Source organism: Pantoea sp. X-Soil-YNGN-844 (assembly GCF_059730595.1).
In genome coordinates, this window is the sequence record NZ_AP036010.1 from 1 (window position 1) to 22,269 (window position 22,269).

The 22,269-nt window shown below is 47.9% G+C and carries 25 protein-coding genes; 20 read left to right on the forward strand and 5 right to left on the reverse strand.

The genetic code is table 11. From position 1 onward, the window contains the following. The first annotated feature begins 400 nt into the window (after positions 1-400). Together AC6I8C_RS22010 and AC6I8C_RS22015 are read left to right on the forward strand one after the other, a co-directional pair. Positions 401-1,087 carry a replication initiation protein gene (locus AC6I8C_RS22010; RefSeq protein ID WP_064691066.1) on the forward strand — a complete coding sequence of 229 codons (687 nt, stop codon included), beginning with the start codon at positions 401-403 and terminating at the stop codon, positions 1,085-1,087. A gap of 138 nt (positions 1,088-1,225) precedes the next feature. Then, the gene (locus AC6I8C_RS22015; RefSeq protein WP_497823884.1) at positions 1,226-1,921 is read left to right on the forward strand and encodes a hypothetical protein; all 696 of its coding nucleotides are present in this window, start codon (positions 1,226-1,228) and stop codon (positions 1,919-1,921) included. 471 nt (positions 1,922-2,392) lie between these two features. Here AC6I8C_RS22015 and AC6I8C_RS22020 read toward each other — a convergent pair whose 3' ends face one another. After that, complete coding sequence (locus tag AC6I8C_RS22020) at positions 2,393-3,013, reverse strand: hypothetical protein (RefSeq protein ID WP_497816603.1); 621 nt, start codon at positions 3,011-3,013, stop codon at positions 2,393-2,395. Positions 3,014-3,951: 938 nt separating this feature from the next. Between AC6I8C_RS22020 and AC6I8C_RS22025 the strand changes: the two genes are divergently transcribed. The 12 genes from AC6I8C_RS22025 to AC6I8C_RS22080 all read left to right on the forward strand — a co-directional run bounded on the left by AC6I8C_RS22025 (position 3,952) and on the right by AC6I8C_RS22080 (position 14,173). Next, positions 3,952-4,845, forward strand: a complete 894-nt coding sequence (locus AC6I8C_RS22025; RefSeq protein WP_497816629.1) for an integrase domain-containing protein — start codon at positions 3,952-3,954, stop codon at positions 4,843-4,845. 314 nt (positions 4,846-5,159) lie between these two features. Further along, on the forward strand, positions 5,160-5,417 hold the full coding sequence (locus AC6I8C_RS22030; RefSeq protein ID WP_497816604.1) for a hypothetical protein: 258 nt from the start codon (positions 5,160-5,162) through the stop codon (positions 5,415-5,417). A gap of 78 nt (positions 5,418-5,495) precedes the next feature. After that, a complete protein-coding gene (locus tag AC6I8C_RS22035) occupies positions 5,496-5,843 on the forward strand; it encodes a hypothetical protein (RefSeq protein WP_265135732.1) in 348 nt (115 codons plus the stop codon). Positions 5,844-5,936: 93 nt separating this feature from the next. Then, complete coding sequence (locus tag AC6I8C_RS22040; RefSeq protein ID WP_312354222.1) at positions 5,937-6,278, forward strand: hypothetical protein; 342 nt, start codon at positions 5,937-5,939, stop codon at positions 6,276-6,278. Between the two features lie 13 nt (positions 6,279-6,291). Beyond that, positions 6,292-6,636: a hypothetical protein gene (locus AC6I8C_RS22045; protein ID WP_265135728.1), complete on the forward strand. Its 345-nt coding sequence runs from the start codon at positions 6,292-6,294 to the stop codon at positions 6,634-6,636. Between the two features lie 70 nt (positions 6,637-6,706). Beyond that, on the forward strand, positions 6,707-7,315 hold the full coding sequence (locus AC6I8C_RS22050; protein WP_265135726.1) for a hypothetical protein: 609 nt from the start codon (positions 6,707-6,709) through the stop codon (positions 7,313-7,315). Positions 7,316-7,395: 80 nt separating this feature from the next. Beyond that, the gene (locus tag AC6I8C_RS22055) at positions 7,396-8,007 is read left to right on the forward strand and encodes a hypothetical protein (RefSeq protein WP_497816605.1); all 612 of its coding nucleotides are present in this window, start codon (positions 7,396-7,398) and stop codon (positions 8,005-8,007) included. A 68-nt stretch (positions 8,008-8,075) separates the two neighbouring features. Beyond that, positions 8,076-8,672 carry a hypothetical protein gene (locus AC6I8C_RS22060; RefSeq protein ID WP_265135722.1) on the forward strand — a complete coding sequence of 199 codons (597 nt, stop codon included), beginning with the start codon at positions 8,076-8,078 and terminating at the stop codon, positions 8,670-8,672. A 74-nt stretch (positions 8,673-8,746) separates the two neighbouring features. Further along, positions 8,747-9,733 carry an ArdC family protein gene (locus AC6I8C_RS22065; protein WP_497823885.1) on the forward strand — a complete coding sequence of 329 codons (987 nt, stop codon included), beginning with the start codon at positions 8,747-8,749 and terminating at the stop codon, positions 9,731-9,733. 101 nt (positions 9,734-9,834) lie between these two features. Next, a complete protein-coding gene (locus tag AC6I8C_RS22070) occupies positions 9,835-10,770 on the forward strand; it encodes a DUF1281 domain-containing protein (protein ID WP_497816606.1) in 936 nt (311 codons plus the stop codon). 162 nt (positions 10,771-10,932) lie between these two features. Continuing rightward, complete coding sequence (locus AC6I8C_RS22075; RefSeq protein ID WP_265135718.1) at positions 10,933-12,339, forward strand: UvrD-helicase domain-containing protein; 1,407 nt, start codon at positions 10,933-10,935, stop codon at positions 12,337-12,339. Between the two features lie 61 nt (positions 12,340-12,400). After that, on the forward strand, positions 12,401-14,173 hold the full coding sequence (locus AC6I8C_RS22080) for a TraI domain-containing protein (RefSeq protein WP_497823886.1): 1,773 nt from the start codon (positions 12,401-12,403) through the stop codon (positions 14,171-14,173). A 32-nt stretch (positions 14,174-14,205) separates the two neighbouring features. Here the strand turns inward: AC6I8C_RS22080 and AC6I8C_RS22085 are convergent, their stop codons facing one another. The 3 genes from AC6I8C_RS22085 to AC6I8C_RS22095 are packed head-to-tail and all read right to left on the reverse strand — an operon-like array spanning position 14,206 to position 15,619. Further along, the gene (locus AC6I8C_RS22085; RefSeq protein WP_158150148.1) at positions 14,206-14,592 is read right to left on the reverse strand and encodes an acyl-CoA thioesterase; all 387 of its coding nucleotides are present in this window, start codon (positions 14,590-14,592) and stop codon (positions 14,206-14,208) included. Then, positions 14,592-15,062, reverse strand: a complete 471-nt coding sequence (locus AC6I8C_RS22090) for a hypothetical protein (protein WP_115388365.1) — start codon at positions 15,060-15,062, stop codon at positions 14,592-14,594. The genes AC6I8C_RS22085 and AC6I8C_RS22090 overlap by 1 nt, the downstream gene beginning before the upstream one ends. Next, entirely contained in the window at positions 15,044-15,619 is a 576-nt protein-coding gene (locus AC6I8C_RS22095; protein WP_265135711.1) for a hypothetical protein, read from the reverse strand. The genes AC6I8C_RS22090 and AC6I8C_RS22095 overlap by 19 nt, the downstream gene beginning before the upstream one ends. A 557-nt stretch (positions 15,620-16,176) precedes the next feature. Between AC6I8C_RS22095 and dnaB-PI the strand changes: the two genes are divergently transcribed. From dnaB-PI to AC6I8C_RS22120, 5 genes are all read left to right on the forward strand, one after another. Continuing rightward, positions 16,177-17,556, forward strand: coding sequence for an SPI-7-type island replicative DNA helicase (gene dnaB-PI, locus AC6I8C_RS22100; protein WP_265135709.1), 1,380 nt, complete (start codon positions 16,177-16,179; stop codon positions 17,554-17,556). Then, on the forward strand, positions 17,553-19,130 hold the full coding sequence (locus tag AC6I8C_RS22105; RefSeq protein ID WP_265135706.1) for a ParB family protein: 1,578 nt from the start codon (positions 17,553-17,555) through the stop codon (positions 19,128-19,130). Before dnaB-PI ends, AC6I8C_RS22105 begins: the two co-directional genes overlap by 4 nt. Further along, positions 19,120-19,701, forward strand: coding sequence for a DUF2857 domain-containing protein (locus tag AC6I8C_RS22110; RefSeq protein ID WP_110412188.1), 582 nt, complete (start codon positions 19,120-19,122; stop codon positions 19,699-19,701). The genes AC6I8C_RS22105 and AC6I8C_RS22110 overlap by 11 nt, the downstream gene beginning before the upstream one ends. Positions 19,702-19,771: 70 nt before the next feature. After that, positions 19,772-20,020 (forward strand): ParE family toxin-like protein, encoded by a 249-nt coding sequence (locus AC6I8C_RS22115; protein WP_497823887.1) that lies wholly within the window; start codon positions 19,772-19,774, stop codon positions 20,018-20,020. An 84-nt stretch (positions 20,021-20,104) separates the two neighbouring features. Next, a complete protein-coding gene (locus tag AC6I8C_RS22120) occupies positions 20,105-21,280 on the forward strand; it encodes an STY4528 family pathogenicity island replication protein (protein ID WP_497823888.1) in 1,176 nt (391 codons plus the stop codon). Between the two features lie 21 nt (positions 21,281-21,301). On the opposite strand, the gene AC6I8C_RS22125 is transcribed toward AC6I8C_RS22120, so the two are convergent. Beyond that, on the reverse strand, positions 21,302-21,490 hold the full coding sequence (locus AC6I8C_RS22125) for a hypothetical protein (protein WP_497816610.1): 189 nt from the start codon (positions 21,488-21,490) through the stop codon (positions 21,302-21,304). A 65-nt stretch (positions 21,491-21,555) separates the two neighbouring features. Here AC6I8C_RS22125 and AC6I8C_RS22130 point away from each other — a divergent pair, with 65 nt between their 5' ends. Further along, positions 21,556-22,269: a PFL_4669 family integrating conjugative element protein gene (locus AC6I8C_RS22130; RefSeq protein WP_497823889.1), complete on the forward strand. Its 714-nt coding sequence runs from the start codon at positions 21,556-21,558 to the stop codon at positions 22,267-22,269.

Here is a 22,269-nt window from a genome sequence, read left to right on the forward strand (position 1 = left end):
ACTTGTTTTTGCGCTGCAGAGGGGTTGACCGGGTGAACGTAGTGAAGCCGGTTTCTATGCCGATGTTAACTTATCCACTTATCCACAGCACTATTTTTAATAGCTTTTTAATTAGTATTTTATATCTTTTTAAAGCTTTTTAGAGTGGCTTAAAGCAATGATTTTATTGAATAAAATTACCTTATTTCTGGGAATTAGCCCTACATATTGTGGGAATCAGCCCTACTTAATATGGGAATCAGCCCTTCTTAATATGGGAATCAGCCCTTCTTCGTATGGGAATCAGCCCTACATGCCATGGGAATTAGCCCTACATCACACACGAATTAATAATTAGTTGACTTGTGTGTACTGAATGATATTGTGGGGGACATAAATTAACCCATAAAAGATTATTGCTATGGCTAATGTGTTGAAAAAAAAGATAAATGTTAAGCAATCTAATGAGCTGACTGAAGCTGCTTATCATTTATCTTTAAAGGCAAAACGTGTGTTGTGGCTATGTCTTATGCAAACTTACTTCACTGATGAAGAGGAGTCTGCAAATCCAATATTTACTGTTGCTGTTGCAGATTACGAAGATATCTTCAATGTAAGCCGTAATCAGGCTAGTCGTGACGTTAAAGAAGGTGTGTTCGAGCTCTCACGTTCTGCCATCATCTTCTATCCCAAGACTGGCCGCCACGATGTGATCGCACGTCCTTGGTTAACAGAAGCAGGAGGACGTTCCAGTAAAGGGTTATGGGAAATAGAGTTTAACCATAAGGTTTTGCCTTATCTGTATGTACTGGGAAGTCAGTTCACTACCTACTCACTCAGGGACTGTGGAAGCCTCAAAAACCCGCGTACTGTGCGACTTTATGAGAGCCTCTGCCAGTTCAGAAGCTCTCAGATTTGGGTCACTTCTCATGATTGGCTTTCTGAAAGATTCATGCTGCCCGAGTCTCAGAAATCTAATCTCGCAGAACTCAAACGTACATTTTTAGAACCTGCTCTAAGACAGATCAATGATAAAACCCCTTTGCGAGTCTCTTATCAAGCAGATTCTAACGGGAAGTTAATTTTTAATATCTATCCAAAACAATAAGATATTTCATTTATTTTATCAGATCCTCAGCTGTACCTTCCTCACTACGGCCCTATATTCTTACTAGGGCTGTTTCCCATATTCTGCACCTAGGTGCCAGCTACCATCACGTAGCGTCCGGAAGTAGGGCGATTTCCCATGACTGGCGCCGATTGCTCAGCGGCAGTTGCGGCCCGCCCGGAAGTAGGGCGGTTTCCCATAACGGGTGGCAGCGGCTCAGCGGCCGTTCCGGCACGCCGCGAAGTAGGGCGGTTTCCCATAACTGGCGCCGGCGGCTCAGCGGCCATTCCGGCACGCCGGGAAGTAGGGCTGTTTCCCATAACTGGCGCCGGCGGCTCAGCGGCCATTCCGGCACGCCGGGAAGTAGGGCTGTTTCCCACATCCTGCACTGGCGCACCAGCTGCGGTGCGTGCACGCCGGGAAGTAGGGCTGTTTCCCACATCCCGCACTGGCGCACCAGCTGCGGTGCGTGCATGTCCGGAAGTAGGGCTGTTTCCCACATCCCGTACCGGCGCACCAGCTGCGGTGCGTGCATGTCCGGAAGTAGGGCTGTTTCCCACATCCCGTAACGGCGCACCAGCTGCAGTGCGTGCACGTCTGGAAGTAGGGCTGTTTCCCACATCCCGCGCCGGTGTACCAGCTGCGGTGCGTGCGCGTCCGGAAGTAGGGCTGTTTCCCACATCCCGCGCCGGCGTACCAGCTGCGGTGCGTGCGCGTCCGGAAGTAGGGCTGTTTCCCATAATTGGTGCCGGCGGCTCAGCGGCTGTTCCGGCACGCCTGGGAGTAGGGCTGTTTCCCATAACCGGCGCCGGCGGCCCAGCTGCAATTACGTAGCGCCCGGGAGTAGGGGGGATTCCCATATCGGCCTTTAGGGGCTGCACTAGCAGAACCAGACAGCAAGTATAGGGGCGATTCCCATACCTCCTTTTGGACGCTGCACTGGCAGAACCCTATAGCAAAAGTAGGGGCGATTCCCATACCGACTTATTAGGCGCTGCACTGGCAAAGCCTGGTAGCCAAATTAGGGGCGATCCCCATATCGTCCCCTATGGCGCATTACTGGTAGAACGTGGCAGAAAAAGTAGGGGGGATTCTTCCGGCCCCATACTGTTAATATAGTGACATTTAAAGACCTGACATATTGATCTGCGTATTAACCGGAGTTACATAGAACTTTGGTTGCCGGAAAAATATGACTACCTTCTAAATAGTTTATTTATTTCTGTTAACGTCTCTTTGATGGTGAAGCCCTCCTAATAAAAATCCACCGCATTCATGGGGTTTTTATCTGACCAGTATTTATATTTAATCGCAAAAAACATTCAATGAATCGATGATCTTTTTGTTGTCTTTATAAAATCCATACACGGGGTATGTAGCTATTGTTACTAATATAACCCAAACAGGGCCAAGGGACATAACAAGCATTGCTATTGAAATTGGAATGTCTTCTTTGGGAAAGCTAAGCGCCGAAAAGAAAAGTATGTAATAAGCAATAAGGCACGTAATTATATAGCCGAAACCCTCCGCTTTTCTTTTTTTGTATTTTTCCTTGTTGAGCGTGAATTTTATTTCTTTATTTCCTGTTGCGGTGTCATTAGCCTCCTGATCAATGCAATGTGCAAGTTTCTTAATTCTTGATTTTTGAATATCATTAAGATCATTACAACTTAATATTTTTAAATGCTGCTGCGCTAAAAGAGGGTTTCTAATTCGCGTGGATTCAAATAGAATTAGATTATTTATTTCTTTGTCAATCGCCTTTATCTCATAGGGTTTCATTTCTATCGCTGTACAAAGCGGCTTGATATCTTTATAAATAGATATTCTCTCATTTGTAAGTGTCTTAAATCTTGCAGCAAAATTAAGTGTCATGGCAATAGCAGGTAATACATAACTACCAAATTTTAACCATTCAATATTCACGATTACTCCTGTGATGAGTTTTAGCTTTGTATATTAATTCAAAATCTAACATTTGACATTTCTACAGATTGATTGATATATTTTCAACTGTTCTATGTCGTCAATGACGACCACCAATGGTCCGGTAGCTTGAGAGGATCGCCTTCGGGTAGCTACAAGAAACACTCCCGCAGCCTGAAAGGGGGAACGCAAAAGCGTGGTAAATCTGCTCACCTTTGGAAGCGGATATCGTCCTTAACAGCGCATCTATGTCGCAGACGATGAAGGTTTATATACACATCTCAGCCACGGCTTTTACATACGCCAGGCATCTCACGAACGGCATAGCTTATGCTGTTTCGCACACTTCCGTTATGAAGCTTTTCAGGTGTACGGCCTGAGCTGCATCCGACTTTTGCTATGACGCATAAGCCCATTTGGAACATTTGGGCGCTTGCGGAAGACGCATTAGGAGCATGAAGCTGCGCGGCGTCACTTTGGTTCGAGTGAAACGAGAACAAAGTGACGCGCGCAGCGCATAACGTCCAAACCCACGTACAGTGCGGTTTTCAACAGACCGGTACAATCTGACGTGCACGTAGTACGTGTTTTCAGAACAACTCTGGCTATTTATCAACCACAACGCGGCACTGACGAACGAAACGTCAGGGGCGTTCAACTACAAGGAGAATGATCGACTCGGTATCGATGGCGACATCAGGAAACTGATGTACGGAGGCAGACTGACTCACGTCAGCACGGCGCAAGCCGCAAACAGGTCAGAGACCTGGGGAAGCCTCGCAAGAACTCAACATTTCGCCGCCCCGATGCACAGATACCAGTTGAGCCGCAGGAAGCGCAAAGGCAACCACGCCGTCGGGGAAGAGATGTAAGCGCACAGAGTTACAGAACGGTCAGCACATGCGTGCTGAATGTTCTGGATTCTGGCAGAGGTGGATATGTCCAATAAATTAAGTAAACAACTCGTGACGCTGGCACGCCAGGGCGGAGGAAGTTTTAAAACTGTTTCAGATCGTTCTAAGATTGCCAGCCGCTTTTCGGAGCGACTGGCAACCCTTAATATTCAGATTCGGGACGTAAGCCATGTTAAAACAAAGCATATCGAGTATTATATAAGAAGCCGACAGGAAGAAAATATATCTTCCCGAACGCTGCAGAATGAAATGGCCGCTATTCGTTCTGTGCTTTCACAGGGAGGCAGGAATATCCTTGCTAATCCTTCGCATGAAAAGTTAAGCAATGAGGCGCTGAAAATTTCAGGGGCAAGCAGGGAAGGGAAGAAAATTGCAATTACTGATGAAAGACTGGCCGAAATCGTGGCTGCTGTCTCGCCCAAAGATGAAGGAGTGGCGATCGGAATTCAGCTTGCAAGATATATAGGTCTTCGTGCAGAAGAAGTTGTCCAGGCGGCAAAGTCCCTCAAAACCTGGAAGCAAACTTTAGCTACCGGTGAAAATAAAATCAGCGTTGTTTTTGGATCAAAAGGCGGGCGGGCACGGGACGTCACAATATTTGAGCGTGAAAAAGTCATGCACTTATTGAGTCAAGCCATTTCTTATGCAAATGAAAATAATGGAAAGTTGATTAATAAACCTACTCTTCATCAGTCGCTTGACCGTTTTCATAATGTTTTAAGAGAAAATGGTATGACCGGCGTTAATGCTCCGCACAGCCTGCGATATGCTTATGCGCGTGACGCTGTTAATTTTCATGTTGAAAATGGAATGAGTCGTAAGGAGGCTGAGGCGCTTGTTTCAATGGATCTTGGGCATGGCGACGGGCGGGGTGCATATGTTGCCCGCGTATATAATAGAATGATGAATGATGAATGATATTTTCTTGAACAATAAGTACAATAAACGTTATTATTAACCTGTTTCGCACGTTGTCTTCGGACAACCACCAATGGTCTCGTAGCTTGAGATGACCGCCTTCGGGTAGCTACAAACGAACACTTCCAAAGCCTGCAAGGAAGTACACGTAAAGTGTGGTACATCTGCTCACCTCTGGAAGCAGATATCGTCAGTTTTCGCTCCTACTGCGTGACGATCGAGGTTTCTTAACTATCCGGCTTCGGCCTTCGTCCTTCGGGGAAACATTCCCGAGCGGGCTCATGTTTCTCCATTTATCGTGAGAAACTATACCTATGATGAATCTATCAACAACTCTGTCCGATATGCTGAGATTAGCTGCACTCGAGAGCGAATTGCTCACGGCATTAGCTTATAAAAAACTCGGCATAGATGATCCTAATCATGAAGTGCATATCGATAGTGAAATCGCTATTTTCACCTTCGAGTACGGAATTGAGATAGGACATTTTCTCGCCCCGGCCTGTGCAGATTTAGTGTGCTCAATACAAACTCTCGCACGGGAAATAAAGGGTGTACATGTAGTTTCTTAACTATCCGGCTTCGGCCTTACGTCCTTCGGGGAAACATTCCCGAGCGGGCTCATGTTTCTCCCGTTTTCAGGAGAAATCATGTCACTTATCCGTTCGTTTCTTACTGAGCTCAGCAAACCGTTTGATTTGGCCCGTTCTGCCACAACTCGCGTTGTTTCAGATTGTCCCCGACTGAAAGCTGCTATCAGAAGAACGCCCTGGCTTGCCTCACCCTCCGGTCTGCATGAATACCGCTCCCGCGTCTGGTTTGACGATCGTCGTTACCACGCCATTGTTATGGCCCGTAAGATGATCGACGTACAGCCGTCGGAAGCATTTGTGCACAGCCGTCACGGTGAGTTTCATACGTTCAGAGCGGCCCGTAAAACGGCGCAAATGGCAACGTCAGCACTGGCGACACTTACCGTCTTAACGCGTCAGGACTGATTACTTTCTTAACCATCCATCCGCTCAGCGGACCCCCTCGGGAAACATCTTTCCCGACAGGGCAGGTGTTTCCCGTTTTACAGGAGAAACACCATGATTACCCTTTTATTACCAACCTCCCTTTCCATAAAAGGCATCTTTTCAGCAGCCTTCGCTGCAGCTTTATCCCTGCGGGATCGCGTTGCGGCCGGCAAAAGAAAAGAAGAGTGGATAACGAACCGGACTGGCTCACTCAGCTTTAAGGTTCAGGTTCATCAGTTACCTTCAGGAAAATGGACGGCCGGCATACTTACTCGTTCCGGCACTTTTTACGGTAATCACCGGTTTGGTTCTTTGAAAAAGCCGGATGAGGTATTCCGCTCTTACCGTCAGGCTCGCCGTTTTGCACTGAAGCTGGCGAATCAGATGGCAAACCTGCGTTATGCATATCAGTAAAGGGACGTGGAATATGACTATTTCAACAAACCTGGCAGATATGCTGCAGTTAGCTAAATACGAGTGCGACATGCTTACGGCATTAGCCTATCAGCGATTTGGTCTGGACGACCTTGACGAGCAGGTGCACCTATACGGTGAGCTGCCCTTCACGATAGCCGTTCAGATCAACGTCATATACAACCTTGAGTTCGGTATGGTTCAGGATCGTTTTCTCAGTTCTGGCTGTGCTGATTTGGTTGACTCCATCCGTGCCATAAGCATCAGGCTTGACCGCTCTTTGCATGAACGGATTTCCTTAAATGGACGCTCTGAAGGCTTGGGCGATCTGGCAATTAGCCGATTAGAATCTTTCTAATCAGACTTAACCCTGTGGGGATTTATTCCCCATCAGGGGGATAAATCCCCTTTTTTTTTGAGGATTTATCATGACACCAATCTCCGTACCGCCCCAACACGTTACCTATACCGTGAAGCAGACCGGATGGATATCCCCGAGCCAGTGGCACAGTTTTACCCTGGCAGTCACTGAAGCATTCTGGCTGTTACCGGTACATCTCCGTCCGTGTTCGCCAACTGACGGTACACGCTTGGAACGTGCATCTATGATGTTTACTCACCCCGATGCTTTTGAATTCGGTGGAAAAGACGAAGGGAATTACATACTCAAAAGCGTGATGTTTACCCGGGATATGAGCCCTGATTTGCGTATTGAAACGGAAGGTCAGCCCATCGACTTTTTCACGCGGATTGCGCTGCTAATGCTGTATCACCATTGCTCAGGCTGCTTTGAGATAACGTCATCAGCTGGCGGCGTCAGCTGGGCGCTTCCTGTTCGCTGGGCAATACGACACCAACTGATTGGTGGCAGTGATGCTCCTCAGCCTTTCAGCACGGAAGGTTTCATTACCGGCGCAGCTGATGAACTGCTTATCAGAAGCGTTTCCGGGGGTGAACGTCCGTTTACGACGGCTGACTGGGGACTGGTTTCAGAACTTGAGTTCACACTCGAAGAACAGAAAACCCGCAAACGCTGATCCCGCAATCGATTTAACTTAACCCAACGGGGATTTACCTCCCTGTGGGCGGTAAATCCCATTTTTAATGGAGATTCACCATGACACATACACCAACCGAGCCTCTGGTCCTTCCAGGCGTTTACCAGTTTGAGCAGGGAGCGTCCATAAATGATGAACAGTGGTTCAGATTTACTGACGCAGTTAAAGAAGCATTCTGGCTTCTTCCTGCTCAGCTCCGGCCCTATAAGCAGCTGGGTTTTGACATGAACCGCGCGTCAGAACTTTTTGACGAAGAGGGTTCAGTCACGTTCAACCATAAGGACGGTGAAGGCTACTGCCTCAATCCGTTCTACCTCAGGCAGACGCTTTCGGATAATTTTCGGCCGTACCGCAAAGTGAATAGCCAGCGATGCAAACAGGATTTATTCGTGCGCATCGTGCTGGTTCTTCTGCATAACCTATGCCCGGACAGCTATTACATAACCAGTTCCTGTCCACAAAACTGGCTTTTCGCGCAGCGATGGCTGGCATGGAATATGGATATGTTTACCAAAGCACCTGAAAAAATACCGGCATCGTTTGTTATACCTGGCGCAATTGAACACCTGTTGCTGGTAAAAACCTCCGGTCCTGGCAAGCAGATCACGACTGAAGAGTGGGAGGCTATATCAGGCATTGAGTTCTGGCTTGCTCAGCAGCACAACGACTGACCTGTACCCATCCTTCGGGGTTTGCTCTCCGTAAGGAGACAAATCCCGCTATTACAGCAGGTGATCCTATGTTTACTTTCAACAGTGACGCGCTCGCGCAGCTGTTTCATGAAACCTACCATCAGGCTATGTCAGTCAGGCTTGTTATCTGTTCGCAGGAAGGTTTGTTCCTGGAATTCAGGAACGGATTACCCGGCCAGCTGTTCTACCGCAAAGAGCGCATTTATGCCTTGGAATACAGCGGTGGGAGTGCCGACCCGGGCGTGCAGGTCGAACTGAATTTTGGTCAGATCTCTGAGACGTACGCTCTCACTGTAGATGACCCGGCTTTTTTCAGTCCCATAACGCCTGCAGACAAGGTGGTTGTTTTGTCTGTCCGTTCAACCTATCAGCTGAAGCGCAAAACCATCAGCTGGCTCAGTCAGCATAAACTCGGGCTGTTCCGTGAACGGATGGACCTGATGAGGACTGCGGATTTTAGTGACTGCAGCTGCGACGAAGAGCGGGCCCGGTGGTTCGGTTCGGCAGCTTCAATGCTTGAAGAAGCAATGTTTACTGACAGTAAGCGGCATGTCCGCCACGATTTTTATCATTCCAGGCGGCAACTCCGGTCGCGACTAAACAGCATAACCGCCGACGGAAAGATCATTTCTCCGGTGCGTTAACAACTTACCCTGACGGGCGTATTTCTCGCCCATCAGGGGAGGGATACGCCCTTTTTTTACTAAAGGAGTATCCCGTGAAGAAACCAACCAAAGCGCGTCGCACTAAGAAAACTGATACCGTCGATCTTTATCAGAAGGTAACGGATCGCATCGTAGAAGCACTTGAGAAAGGCGTCGAGCCGTGGAAAAAACCTTGGCGCACAACACATAAGTACGCCGCCGCGGGCCCGCTGCCGGTCAATGCATCGACGGGGCGCGCCTATAGCGGTGTTAACGTTCTGCTTCTCTGGCTTGAGGCCGAAGAGAAGGGATACAAAACGGATCGCTGGCTGACATACAAACAGGCTCAGGACATGGGCGGCCAGGTTCGTAAGGGTGAAACCTGCGCACAAGCCGTTATCTTCAAGCCTTTTGAAAAACAGGCTGAAGATCTCAGCGGAAATCTGCGTTTCGACGCCGAAGGTAATCCGCTGATGGAGTCGCGGGTGATGATAAAGCCCAACTTCCTGTTTAACGTCGATCAGTGTGACGGGTTACCCGAATCTGCTGTCGATATACCGCATGCCTCACCTGATGAAGATGAGCAGGGCAGGCTTCACTGGCCGACCGAGCAGCGGATAATGGAACTGCTTGATGCCGCAGGCGTGGCTATCAGCATTCGTTTACAGGATCGCGCCTTCTACAGCCCGTCCACCGACAGAATTGTGATGCCGGAGGCGAAGCAATTTTTTACCGAGGCCGATTACTGGTCCACGCTGCTGCATGAGATGGTGCATGCATCAGGCCATGAGAAACGACTCAACCGCGAAGGCATAACCAAATCATCCAGAAAGTTTGGCGATCCGGTTTATGCATTTGAGGAGCTGATAGCCGAAATGGGCAGCGCATTTCTCTGCGCCCAGCTTGGCGTTTATGGTGAGGTCCAGCACGAAAGCTATATCGACTCCTGGCTGAAGGCGCTTAAAGAGGACAAAAAAGCCCTTTTTCGTGCCTGCCGGCATGCAAGAGAAGCGTCAGATTTTTTACTGCAGTCAACTGAAAAAGCGGCCCAGGCTGCTTAATTAACCAAACCGGTAGCGCTCACTTCGCGCGCTGCCATCCCGTGAGGGCATTATTCCTCACGGGATGATGCCCTCTTTTTTTACCTGAGAGGAAATCAACCATGTCTGACTGGTGCAGAAATCATTTTGAAATTACCGGCAAATCTCCGCTTCTGGCCGTTGCGGAGGAATGGATAAAAGGCGAAACAGAGCCTCTTTACCGTCATGCCGTTATGCAGAGCATAAAACTTTTCCTTGCTGGCTATGGCGGCCTGCTTCGCCCCGTTAAAGCGGCATCTTTTTCACCCTTCCCGGAGCTTATAAAACTTGGGGTCGGGCAGAATACGCTGGCTAATCAGGCCTATGAGCAGTGGCTGGAATATCTGAAAAAAGACGTCCCCCTGGACGGTCATCATATCCGGTTGATAAATCGTGTTTATCATCAGTCGGGTATTGGCGCCATAAAGTGGGAAAGCATTCCAGAGTTGTCGCGCAGACATATTGGCAGGCTTATGGAAGATCGGTATGCCGACTGGTTTGGTGTAGCGTCTCTTTCGCGAGACATTGACTTTGCGTTGTGCTGGGAAAAACTCGGGCAGTTTCCCGAACGATCCCAGCCCTGCGATCTGTTGCAGATTATTCCCAGCCGACTTGCGGCTGAGATAAACGGGAGTGGTGGATTGCTGGCCGGTATGTCTACGGCAACCAGTCTTTACTGTCGGCTGTACGGAATGGAATGGCCCGCCGGCCATAACGTCCGCTTTCAGCGTGAAGGGATAAACAGCATACAGCTGTCCTTCGACTCACCCTGGTTTCCGCCGTCCGGTGAATCAGTGGCCGCACTATCGGCAATGTTCGATTGCGAGGTTCGTCACTGGTACACCGAGCCCGCCCATGAACTTGAAGGTTTCGATTGCTACGATCGGGGGCAACACGTCAGCAGTGGCGAAGTCACTATCGACGAACTGGTCGTGGAAGTAGAAGAGGCAGTCGTTCCTGATAATGTGGATGAACCTGAAGCCGTGGACAGCGCGCAGTCATCGTTTGCCGCCTTATAACGCTGCCTGAACCATAACGCCTCCTCGGAGGCGTTTTTTTTGTCTGGTATCTGGAAAAAAGCGGAAGAAGAAAATATTCCATTTCAACATTCAGTTTATGGTCGTTTATCGCCCTGAAAACCGTCAGCCTTGAGACTCCCCATTGTCAGAGGTTGCCAAGCTATGTCTTTTAAACAGACTCCCGAACAGGAAAGAATCATTACGTGGACGGGAAACAAGCTTGTCGTGGGCGCTTTTGCCGGAACCGGAAAAACATCAACGCTTGAAGCATTCGCCAGAGCTAACCCGGAACGGCGAATGCTGTATCTGGCATATAATCGCGCCATCCGGGATGAGGCTGAGCGCCGCTTTCCTTTCAATGTTGAATGCAAAACGTCGCATCAGCTTGCCTGGTCACAGTTCGGTCGTTTCTTTCAGCATCGACTCACAACGTCTCTTCGCATAACCGACGTTGCAAGGCTGTTGAACTCACGCTACTGGCCTCTTGCAAAAGCCTGCCTCACTTCGCTGAATAACTTCCTCTACAGTGCTGATTTAGCCCCGTGTCTTGCCCACTTGCCTGATGAAAACGATCGTAGTGGTCTTGATGCTGGCAAAATCTTGGGTGCTGTTCAGGTTCTATGGCGAGAAATGAGCTGCTCTGATTCCCGCTTTCCCGTCACACACGATACCTATCTGAAACTATTTCAGCTTTCAACTCCAAACCTTAGTTTGAAATGGGATCTAATCCTTTTTGATGAGGCTCAGGATGCAAATCCCGTAACCAGTCATTTTGTACTTAATCAGAAATGTAGCGTCATTCTGGTGGGTGACCAGTACCAACAGATTTACCGTTTCAGGGGGGCTGAAAATGCTCTTAATGCAGCTGAGCTGGTAGACGCAGATCGACTTTGGCTAACAAACAGCTTTAGGTTCGGGCCTGCTGTAGCAGAAGTGGCAAATGCATTATTGAGAGAGGCGGGAGAACAACGAAAAGTCACTGGCTGCGGTGGTGATGACAGTGTTGCTGATACGCTTCCGGAAGATGCAGAGCATCATTGTGTAATCAGCAGAACGATAGCCGGCGTTATTGGGGCAGCACTTACAGCAAGCCTTGCAGGGAAAAGGGTCTTCTGGATAGGCGGTATCGAAGGATATCGTGTCGAGGATCTGGAAGATTTATATTGGTTCTCGGTTGATATGCCTGAGCGAATGCAAACTTCGCTGCTCACCAAAGATTACAGGGATTTTGATGAGTACAAAGCGATCGCAAAAGCTACAAAAGATGCAGATATGGGGCAGGCTATTAAGCTGCTGGAAATGTACTTTCCACTTCCGCAGAAACTCGTGATTTTAAAGCGACAGACAGCACATAACGAAAGCGAGGCAGATTTAACAGTAGTAACGGCTCATCGCAGTAAAGGCCTGGAATGGGATACGGTCGTTCTTAATGACGATTTTAATGACATCAACAATCCGCTGATAAGCGCAGAGGACAGAAGAGATGAGATCAACTTGCTCTACGTTGCAGCAACACGAGCCAGAAAAATGCTGATCCTCAATGAAATAGTCAGGCAAGTCGTCAAATAAACGTCATAAATCCCTCTGTATAGCTCTTAAGGACCGACACCAACTTTTCCAGGATTTCCGTATGTTAAACAAGCTGAAAAATTTATTCTCAAGTAAGGATACAGCTGAAGACAGTTCAGCAAAAAAATCCCCTTCAGGATACTTTACTCCTTCCACAGGCGCTGAGTTGCTGGCTATGCCGCACCGAAAAAAGCTTTTAAAACAGCTCTGGGATAATACGTCGCTTCCAGAAAATGTGTATGAAAGACTTTATCTGGACCCCCTCAGAACGCTCGCTCAAGCTACCCAGAATGTCCCAGCCACTTCAGCTGGAGAATGGAGCTCAGAAGGCGGATATCTTGATTTGACGCTCAAGTTTACAGCTTACAGCGTCAGATTAGCGAAGGGGTATATGTTTCCACCCGGAGCTGCTCCTGAGGAGCAGGCGGCGCAGAATTCTTTATGGAATGCTGTGATTTTTTGGGCGGCTTTATTCCATCATCTGCCATTACTGGCTCACTACGAAGGCGAGTTTTTGGATGGTAGTTTCTGGCCTCCCGGGGTTAAAGCACCAGACAGTATTTTCAGGTTCCGGAATATTGCTAAAGATACCGGCAATGTCAGTGGACAGCCATTAGCAACATTCATCGCCGCCCGACTTTTGCCGCAAGACGGAATTTTATGGCTTTCTTCCAAACCTGCTGCTTTTAAGGCTATGACTCTTCTGCTCCATCAGGGGGTAAGTGGAATACCTTTAATTGAGGAGATCATTGCAAAGGCAAGGGAACTGGTGGGCTCACCTGAACTGCATGCTCCAAGTGTTTTAAACCACACACTGACGACAGCAGAAAGTCATCCTTCTACTAAGGAGACATCGCCGATTCCAGGCTTAGAAGATACGCTAAGTCTGACAGCTTCAGGAGCGAGTCTGGAACCTGCAATTGATGAAAGCATTGCGAAGAGCCACCAACACGGCTCGACATCTTCAGGGGAGGCTCTATCTGCTAATCCAGAACTTGCAAATAATCTGGATGCTTTACTCTCATCGGCTTTACCTCATTCTGAATCTGACCTAAATCTGGTCCCAGAAAAACTGCAACAAGGCATAGAAACTACAGAGTCAGAGCAAAAGGTGACGGAGGACGCTGCTCAAGCTCAGGAGGACGACACTGCTCTTTTAATAAGCATGTTTGCTGTTGATAACGTTAATGACGACATAGGATTAGACACAGATCAGCATGCTGAAATGCCTATTCACGCACCCGATTTTTCGGAAAATTCGCAGGAGTCAAAACTGGAGCCAGTACCTCTCCTAAAGGAAGCATGCCTAGCCATTGATACTTCAGTAAAAAGCAACAATTTAGACTTGGAAGATACTATCACCCAGGGGGAAGATCTGGAAATTTGCGTTAAGGAAAAATTAAATGATGAAAAAATTATATCAATCATTGAAGAACCAAAAAATAACATAACTGACATTAATGATTTAGGTCCCCGGTTTATTTCATGGCTATCAGAGGGAATTGAAAGGGGAGACCTGAGTATTAATGAGAATGAAAGCTTAGTGCATACAGTAAGTGGATTCATATTCGTATCGTTACCTGACACCATATTCAAATTCATCAATTCTAACTCTCTTGAGGTAGATAAAAGGAAAGTACAATCAGCGATAGAGAAAATGAATATTTTACATTCTAAAAATGACAATCGTTTTTTCAGGGCTCGTATATATGAAGAGGTTGAATTTCAGGGGAAGTTTAAGAAAAAGAGCGGTTATATGTTGAAGTCTTCAAAGGTGTTAGGGGGGAAGGGAGTTACCGGTGGGGATGGAAAATATATATTTATAGATGTTTAGTTAATAGGGAATCCGAACGGATTCCCTTAATATCAATTAGCGAGAGCGTTTTTTACGACATCAGGGACAGAAGGACGTCCTTTAACAAGGCAGGTTGCTACAAATACAGCCTCTGCATACACTGAACCATTTACTAATATCTGCTGAACGAAATTGATACGGTTCTTTTTTTCATTTTCCGCGACGGAGCATGTGACCTGCATTTCATCACCTTTTTGCAGGCTTTTCTTGAATTTCATTGTGTACTCAAGAATCATGTGAATTCTACCTTCAGTGAATTCCTGCTCCAGATCCAGACCAAGCTCATCTTTCATAAACGCATGGCGCGTCCATTCCATATAGAACGGGTAGTAAAGTCCGTCAACAACACCTTGAAAATCAACATGTTTTTCGTCAACAGTAAAGTCTTTAGTAAACATTATAAATCCTTAAAATAATTCAGAAGCGCAAAGCGCATTGGGAGCATCAGATTTTCAAACTCCTTTTGCGATGTGTCTTCTCCAGTGCAGACATTAAGGGCCATACTTACATTGTCCTCAATGCCGTAAATAAAGCTTATGCCATGATAAATATTATGCTCGCGACGTTGTTTGTCGATAATATTATCTTTGTCAATCTTAAGGGCTTCATCCCATATAACGGTGCTAACATCACCCTTCCGTATCTTGGTTAATTCGATACCTATTTTTATCAGAAGACTGTCTTTGTATTTACCTTCATAATAAAACTTGTTATCCCAATCTGCGTAACCATTGCTCTGATGAGCACAGATTAGATTATTCTCTACAAGTAAGGTAGATACGTATGTGGTTCGCTCAAATTTATCTAAAAAATTAATCACCTCGTTACTACAACGATGGAAGTTAATTTTTATTTCTTTTGAATCCACTTTATTCTCCGACACTCTATTACGTTTTCTTTTTTTACATTTATTATTTCTTTGCCTTGAATCTGAATCGTATCTTCATCCAAAACTAAGATAACCCCTATCTTTATGCCATCATCATGTCTGATGTAACACAACTTACCATTATTAGGGTCGATATTTATCTCATTAGATACAATGCAGAACTCTCCGAAATTTACGTACGGCTCACCATAGACGCCGCCAATTTGTATTAGCTCAACGTTAGCCAGTTGCCGGCTTGCAAGAATAAAAAGAGTGTCTTCGTCCAGCGTGGTGTATTCAGCAAACTGAGGAGGAAATCCTTCGCCAGTTAAGATCCATTCCGTTTCAACATGAAGCCCATGATTGTTGAAAAATTCAACAATCACATTGAGTGCCTGGATTTTTTTGACAGGAAAAGCACTGCCGGCTTCCCAGCGTGTGTAAGAAGTGTAAGACAGGTCCAGGTTTTTTTCATGAACATAGGCAACTAACTCTTGAGGAGAAGTGCCGGTTGCAGCTCTACAGCATTTAAGCCGCTTCCCAATCGTATCTAACATGCACACACCATGAGGCTAATTAATTTTATGATTTTAAATGAAATTTTTAAGCATTGAAGGTAAATAAAAAACAATCGAACGCAAAATAATTGCGTTTTTTTCATCAGCAATGTTAATATGTAAACTATAAAGTTATTTAGTGTTTAACATTATCATAAGATTGCTCTTTCTTAACACAAACCTGTTTGAGCGAGGGTTAGCGCGGTGTACATGGCAGCGCATTAAAATTTCAGGGGCTCTGTTCGTTTTCATATGGAATCTTATTTATGGCTAATTCCACAACAAAACTTAACTAGGAGTCAGTAGCTATGCCTTCGCTCGAAAACGATAAAAAATTAGCCCCTCTGGTTTACATAGGTCCCGCAAGACGAGTCCAAACCGAGCAGGCCGCTATGTCAGTCGGATCCGCGTTCGGAAGAGTTATGACGTCATCAAAGCTCATACAAGGCCTGATCGACCGTTATTTAGATATTTACGTTAATGAAATAACGGCCCGCAAAACTAAATAATTTGATTGTTTACTTCTTTATATCTACTTGACGGTAGAGGGGAATTTCATGCCTGAAAAAGCTACTGATATACCTTTTTCGACTGAGGCAGAACAGTGCGTGCTTGGTGCGCTGATGCTGGAAAATGATCGATGGGATGACGTCAATCTACTGCTGAAGAAGGAAGATTTTTTCATTTCCGGGCATCGCGCCATTTATATGGCTATGTCTAAATTGTCTGCCGCGGCCCAGCCTTTTGATCTCATCACGCTTAGCGAGAAGCTTGAGCGCAGTAATGATCTCGAGCGCTGCGGCGGCTTCGCTTATCTGGCAGAACTCTCTAAAAACACCCCTTCAGCTGCCAACATTATGGGCTATGCCGCTGTCTTGGTGGAGAAAAGTCGTTTACGAGAACTGCTTGTGGTTGGCAATGCCATTCTTGCCGACGTGCATCACCATCGCCTTAGCGCGCCTGAGGTTGCAGAGCATGCTGAAAATGCCCTTTTCAAACTAAGTGAGCAGGGCATTATTCAGCATGCGAAAGAGATCGAAGTAACGGAAGCGCTGGACTTACTGCTCAGCAAACTTGAATCAGCTACAGGATCAGACAATTTTATAACCGGCACTCCAACAGGTATGGCAGCGCTGGATTATATGTCCTGCGGGCTTCAGCCAGGGGATCTGATTTTGCTGGCCGCCAGACCATCAATGGGTAAAACCTCTATGGCGCTGAGCTGGTGCATTGGCGCATTGCTGGGACGACCGAAAAAAAGCGTTTTCATTTTCAGTATTGAAATGCCTACCGAACAGCTGATGATGCGGCTGCTTTCCATGCGTAGCAAGGTAGAGCTTAGTCGTCTGCGCAGCGGTGATCTTGGTGACACTGAATGGAATCTCATTAGTAAAGGGGCTCACGAACTGGCCGAATGGCGCAATCGACTTATCATCGATGATAACAGCGCCCAAACCCCGGCAACGCTTCGTACCCGTGCGCGACGTTATATCCGTAAGTACGGGCAGCCTTCACTCATCATGATCGATTATCTGCAGCTTGTACGTTGTCCTGGCATGGAGAACCGTACGCAGGAAATCGCCGAGATTTCACGTTCTCTTAAGGCATTGGGAAAAGAACTCGGCTGCCCGGTACTTGCGCTCTCTCAGCTTAATCGTCAGGTAGAACAACGCGCTGATAAACGCCCTAATAATGGCGATCTTCGTGATTCCGGCGCGCTTGAGCAGGATGCTGACCTGATTAGCTTTATCTACAGGGATGAGGTTTATAACGCCGACACTAACTGTCCAGGGCAGGCAGAGATCATCATCAGTAAACAGCGCCAGGGGCCAACCGGAACCCTGAAAGTGCAGTTTGATGGAAAATACACGCTGTTTTCTGAGTACCCTGAAGGCAGTTATGACCTCGGATACGATGACAGGAAGCAGTACCGATGAAAAAAATCCTGCCTGAAGGTTCAATTGCTGGAGTAGAAAGCACGCTTACGCGGGTGTTTACGCTTGATCAGTTACGTCCTAATCCTGACGATCCGCGCAAAACGCGTAATCCGCGCTTCGACTATATAAAAGAGTCAATCAGGGCTCGCGGACTTGCCTCCGTGCCGATTGTTACTCATGACCCACGCCTTCCTGATGGGATATGGACGTTCAGTGACGGGGGTAACACCCGGTATGCAATTCTTAAAGAGCTTTGGGAAGAAACGGGTGAAAGCCGGTTCAATGAGATTTTATGCGCCATTAAACCCTGGCCAGGCAGGTTAAATTGCTTGGTTGGTCATCTGGCCGAAAATGAAGGGCGCGGGTCACTGACATTTATCGATAAAGCGTTTGGCGTGCAGAATGTCCGAAAAATTCACGAGGAAACGGTTGGTCGAAAGGCAACCTTACGTGAGCTGTCAGCTATTCTGGCGAAGGAAGGTCTGCCCGTTCACTATTCCACAATAAGTCGGATGGAAGACACTCTGAAGCATCTTTTTCCCTGGATGCCGACCCTGCTGACATCCGGTTTCAAACGAGAAAGTATCAACCAGCTTCTGTCGCTCAGGCAAAGTGCCGAAAAAGTATGGGACAACTGCTGCCTTAATAAAGGCATTGAGCCTGTTAAAACCTTCGCAGAGGTGTACGGCGGGTGTTGCCAAAAATTCGACGATCCTGAAAGCTGGTCTCAGGACATGTTCCTTGACGAGCTTATTGGTGATCTGACTGATGCGCTGCCTGATGATGAAATGGACTATGACCGTTGGCTGCTGGAACTTCGAGACGCCAGAAAACCAATGTTGCACGCTGGGGATCTTGAGCAGGAGGTCTTGCATCAACCTCAAGCGTCAGTCGTGCCTATTGTTGGGGCCAATGATGAGGCAGTTGCTCATACGGCAGAAACAGAGATTGAACCAATCGCTGCTGATATACCGCGAAATAACGAACTCCACATTACAGAAGAAAAGACTCCCTCTAAAGCCTCTGATTTGCTTGATGATATTCAAAGCGAGTCATCTCCGGTTGTACATGCAGAAGTCGCTTCATCAGCGTTTGAAACACATACTGCAACTGATGGACAATCCCCTCAGTCTGTTGAATTCACTGCAAACAACCAATCAGATGTTTCTTTCTGGCAAATAAATGCCCTTCAGGACGATATCGAACATCTGCAAAGCATGGCCTATCGACTGTGCTGGGATATCAGCGAAGCGTTAGGCTGTGCTGAAGGTTTCGAGCCGGCGAGCGAAGACGAAAACGCCCCGGGTTATCGTATGGCATCTGCAGAAACTTCACATCCGGCTGCACTACTTCTGGCTTCGCTCACTGGCACCGGTGCTGACACCGTGAATATGGAGCTCGTTGTAAATCTGCTGATCGGTACATCTGAATCTCATCCTCCTTTACTCAATGATGATATGACCCTGACGTTATTTCGCCTGGTCAGGGTGCTTCGTCGCCTCCGCGAACTGCAGCGACAGGCCGCTGCTCCGACTTATGCCTTAACAACTGAAGGGTTGCACAATGAACACTAATTTATCCCGCGCTGCTAACGGTTTTCTGCTCGATCTCGTTATGGAGCTTAAAAATGGTTTCATTCGTCGCTGTGACAAAATGGGGTTGACTGGGGAGGAAATCGCAGCACTCAAGGATATGACGATCGAGGATATTCACTACATCTGTAACAGTGAGGTTTCTGTGCTGTCGTTCCAGATAAACCATGAAAACCTCAGCCGGCTGCTGAATCAGGCGCGGACAGAGCAGACCCGGCTTAAAAGGCTCGATCGTGCCCTGGCCTTGGGTGGCTCCATTGCGCTGCTGTCCCACTTCTTTGGCCTACCAAGCAGCGAAGTTGCTACCCGCCGCCGCATTGCCGGCATAAAAGTTCGTGCCGGTCGTGGAACGGTCATATCTGACGATGAGAGCGCCCGGCTCTGGTCGATTTGGGATAATAGCGGCAAGGCGGTCTCCTGCGACACGGAAGAAGGTCTTGAAATCATGTTGCTTGCGGCTGAGGAAATGAACATTCCGCTTACCGCCGTCTGGAATACGATCCGTAAATGGGAAAGTGAAAAGCTGACCGCTGCGAGTCGAAGAATGGCATAAGAGCCTGCCCGCGGCTTGAGACAGAGCGGGCATGAACATTCACTGTAATAAGTAAGCTAAGGGACTCATCGTGAAGCTAAATGAAATTATCCCGGGTCTGAAAGCGCCGGCTACGGCTCCATCTGCCATTTGCAACAAGGCCGCCAGAGCGGTACACGGTTTCTATAAGGCGGAGCGTAACTTTAAGCGGCTCCATGAAAATCGGACTGGTTATTACAAAATAGATATTGGCCCGTTCTGGCGCTTACTCAGCAGAGATGAAGGCCAGACCTGGATAATGATGAATCATGAAAGATACAACACTGCGATTCGTAACTGAACGCGAGAGAGACTGCTTAGCGGTACGCTTCCAGGCATAGCGCTAAGTGTTTTTTTATAGCCACGATCCGCATAAGGGAGAGTAATGAAGCTTCCGGATGACAGCCTGATTAGCCACGCTGTCAAAAAAATGAATGACCGCCTACAGGCGCGTGAGTCGGGAGAGCAAAATAACTTTGCGCGCGGCGGGCTGCTGTTTATGGGTAACGTGCATGATGCACTTCCCCGACGATTGTTGTTGGATACCCGGTTATCTCCTCTCGATAAAATGGCCTGGATAATTATTCGCCTGCACGCCCAGCATAACGACGGCGCGGTATTTCCTTCTTATGACGATCTGCAGCTTCAGCTGGCAACGCCGGGCAAAGGTAAAGCCTCCAGAGAAACCATCAGCCGGGTATTACTTATGCTGCGCATTACCGGCTGGCTGAGCCTGTGTAAGCGTGTTCGAGATGATAAGGGACGAATAAGGGGAAATATTTATGCGCAGCATGACGAACCTCTGGCATTTGCAGATGCCGAGTTACTTGATCCTCGCTGGCTTCAGACGGTAGCGGAGGCGTGCTTTAGCAGCAATAAGACAATAAGCCAGACGGCAAAAACCATTATCAACGATGTTTGCCTTGATCCCGCCATGCGTCATCACCGAAGTCACCTGGCGGTTATAGAAGGGCGGCTGGGGGCAGCGCAAAATCCCTCTGACATGAAAAATCGTATGCAGTTAATGCATCCCGGTTCGGAATCCGAACCCGGTGACAAAGGCTATAAAATATTACCGGATTCGGATTCCGAACCCGGTGAAAAAGCCTCTGAAAACAACAGAGTTCGGGAACCGAACAGTTACGTACGTATTGTTAATAACAATACTAAAAATACATACGTACAGCAGGCATCTGCTCTGCCGGAGAAATTTGCCAGCCTGCTCAGTGAGCAAGACCGTAAAATGCTGAGCGCACAGCTTCAGGCGCTTCAGCCAGAACAGGCACAGCTGGTTTTGCAAAACCTCGCCAGGGCCATGAAAGAAGGCACTCTGCAAAATCCGGTGGGATGGATGCTGACCATGCTCAAGAAAGCCCGAAAGGGCGAGCTTTACCAGCCGCAGAGGGAATCCATCGTTAAACCTGTACCCGCCCGGCCTGAGTACCGGCCAGTCCAGTCCGAACGGCCTTTGCGCCGGCAGGTCACTAATGACGCCCGCGTGCGGGACATCATTCAGCGTGTGCGATCTCACATTCATTCTGACCGCTCTGACAATGAATAAGTCAGCTTCCGGATTGGAGTGTCAGGCGCTCAGTGTTGCACGCTGCAACAAAGTACAAAAAGCAAGCAGTGTTGCAGCCTGCAATAAAGTACGAAAAGTGAGCAGTGTTGCGGCCTGCAACAAAGTACGAAACGTAAGCAGAACTCCGCTCCGCAACTCCTGTTCCTGCGGAAATTTTCTGTTTCCGAAAACTGATTTTGAATTGTTCATTCGCTCCTCAGGAATGAGGATGCCCCTTCAGCATAATCGATGCCTTTGCCTAACAGGAGACAGCTATGGCCGAACAAACCACCCATCAGGCCGCACCACGCCGCTCGGGAGCCCTGCAGTCATCACTTTCCATCGACCTGCATTCACACTACGCCATTCGCCTGTGGGAAGGCCGGCGCCGGGATGAAATACCGAATCAGGGTAAAAAAAGACCAGAAATTATCGGCATGCCGCAGGCTATCGCGCGGGCAGGGTTGGCCGGGCGTGATTCTGCCGCCGGCAACCCTTATGCCGATCAGGTTCTCGTACGTCTTGAGGATGCGTTGAAAGCCGCTACCGACCGGGTACATGAAACCATTGAAAAGGTTGAACGCGTCCTTTCGGCTATCCCGGCAGGTATCAATCTGTCTGACGTCTCATCCGTTGAGCCCCTGAATCTGGATGTCTTCAGCCGATCGCCTCTTGGCTACCGCTGCGTGTGGCTCCTGGTGCACTTTGACCAGCTAGCCCTCAAGGTTTTCCAGGCATTCCATTACGGTCTGATTTCCCTGTCGGAACGTGATCAGTACCTTAACGTGGGTGGTCACGCCGTGCGTCAGGTCTACGGCGTCATTCAGGGATACAAAACCGTGCCGGTGACCTATGACGATATCCGCAATAACACCGCCCGGGGTATCGCCGCTGCTGAAAAGCTTGGAAAAATTGATCCGGCCATCCTTTCCGGTGAAAAGCGATCCTCTTTTTCCCCGCTTCTGACAACCCCTGCTGAGAATGTCTGA

What these genes read in the sequence shown, in the direction of transcription:
- AC6I8C_RS22010 (WP_064691066.1), top strand. Translation starts at nt 401, where the DNA reads ATGGCTAATGTGTTGAAAAAAAAGATAAATGTTAAGCAATCTAATGAG.
- AC6I8C_RS22015 (WP_497823884.1), top strand. Translation starts at nt 1,226, where the DNA reads ATGACTGGCGCCGATTGCTCAGCGGCAGTTGCGGCCCGCCCGGAAGTA.
- AC6I8C_RS22025 (WP_497816629.1), top strand. Translation starts at nt 3,952, where the DNA reads ATGTCCAATAAATTAAGTAAACAACTCGTGACGCTGGCACGCCAGGGC.
- AC6I8C_RS22030 (WP_497816604.1), top strand. Translation starts at nt 5,160, where the DNA reads ATGATGAATCTATCAACAACTCTGTCCGATATGCTGAGATTAGCTGCA.
- AC6I8C_RS22035 (WP_265135732.1), top strand. Translation starts at nt 5,496, where the DNA reads ATGTCACTTATCCGTTCGTTTCTTACTGAGCTCAGCAAACCGTTTGAT.
- AC6I8C_RS22040 (WP_312354222.1), top strand. Translation starts at nt 5,937, where the DNA reads ATGATTACCCTTTTATTACCAACCTCCCTTTCCATAAAAGGCATCTTT.
- AC6I8C_RS22045 (WP_265135728.1), top strand. Translation starts at nt 6,292, where the DNA reads ATGACTATTTCAACAAACCTGGCAGATATGCTGCAGTTAGCTAAATAC.
- AC6I8C_RS22050 (WP_265135726.1), top strand. Translation starts at nt 6,707, where the DNA reads ATGACACCAATCTCCGTACCGCCCCAACACGTTACCTATACCGTGAAG.
- AC6I8C_RS22055 (WP_497816605.1), top strand. Translation starts at nt 7,396, where the DNA reads ATGACACATACACCAACCGAGCCTCTGGTCCTTCCAGGCGTTTACCAG.
- AC6I8C_RS22060 (WP_265135722.1), top strand. Translation starts at nt 8,076, where the DNA reads ATGTTTACTTTCAACAGTGACGCGCTCGCGCAGCTGTTTCATGAAACC.
- AC6I8C_RS22070 (WP_497816606.1), top strand. Translation starts at nt 9,835, where the DNA reads ATGTCTGACTGGTGCAGAAATCATTTTGAAATTACCGGCAAATCTCCG.
- AC6I8C_RS22075 (WP_265135718.1), top strand. Translation starts at nt 10,933, where the DNA reads ATGTCTTTTAAACAGACTCCCGAACAGGAAAGAATCATTACGTGGACG.
- AC6I8C_RS22080 (WP_497823886.1), top strand. Translation starts at nt 12,401, where the DNA reads ATGTTAAACAAGCTGAAAAATTTATTCTCAAGTAAGGATACAGCTGAA.
- AC6I8C_RS22085 (WP_158150148.1), bottom strand. Translation starts at nt 14,592, where the DNA reads ATGTTTACTAAAGACTTTACTGTTGACGAAAAACATGTTGATTTTCAA.
- AC6I8C_RS22095 (WP_265135711.1), bottom strand. Translation starts at nt 15,619, where the DNA reads ATGTTAGATACGATTGGGAAGCGGCTTAAATGCTGTAGAGCTGCAACC.
- dnaB-PI (WP_265135709.1), top strand. Translation starts at nt 16,177, where the DNA reads ATGCCTGAAAAAGCTACTGATATACCTTTTTCGACTGAGGCAGAACAG.
- AC6I8C_RS22105 (WP_265135706.1), top strand. Translation starts at nt 17,553, where the DNA reads ATGAAAAAAATCCTGCCTGAAGGTTCAATTGCTGGAGTAGAAAGCACG.
- AC6I8C_RS22110 (WP_110412188.1), top strand. Translation starts at nt 19,120, where the DNA reads ATGAACACTAATTTATCCCGCGCTGCTAACGGTTTTCTGCTCGATCTC.
- AC6I8C_RS22120 (WP_497823888.1), top strand. Translation starts at nt 20,105, where the DNA reads ATGAAGCTTCCGGATGACAGCCTGATTAGCCACGCTGTCAAAAAAATG.
- AC6I8C_RS22125 (WP_497816610.1), bottom strand. Translation starts at nt 21,490, where the DNA reads ATGAACAATTCAAAATCAGTTTTCGGAAACAGAAAATTTCCGCAGGAA.
- AC6I8C_RS22130 (WP_497823889.1), top strand. Translation starts at nt 21,556, where the DNA reads ATGGCCGAACAAACCACCCATCAGGCCGCACCACGCCGCTCGGGAGCC.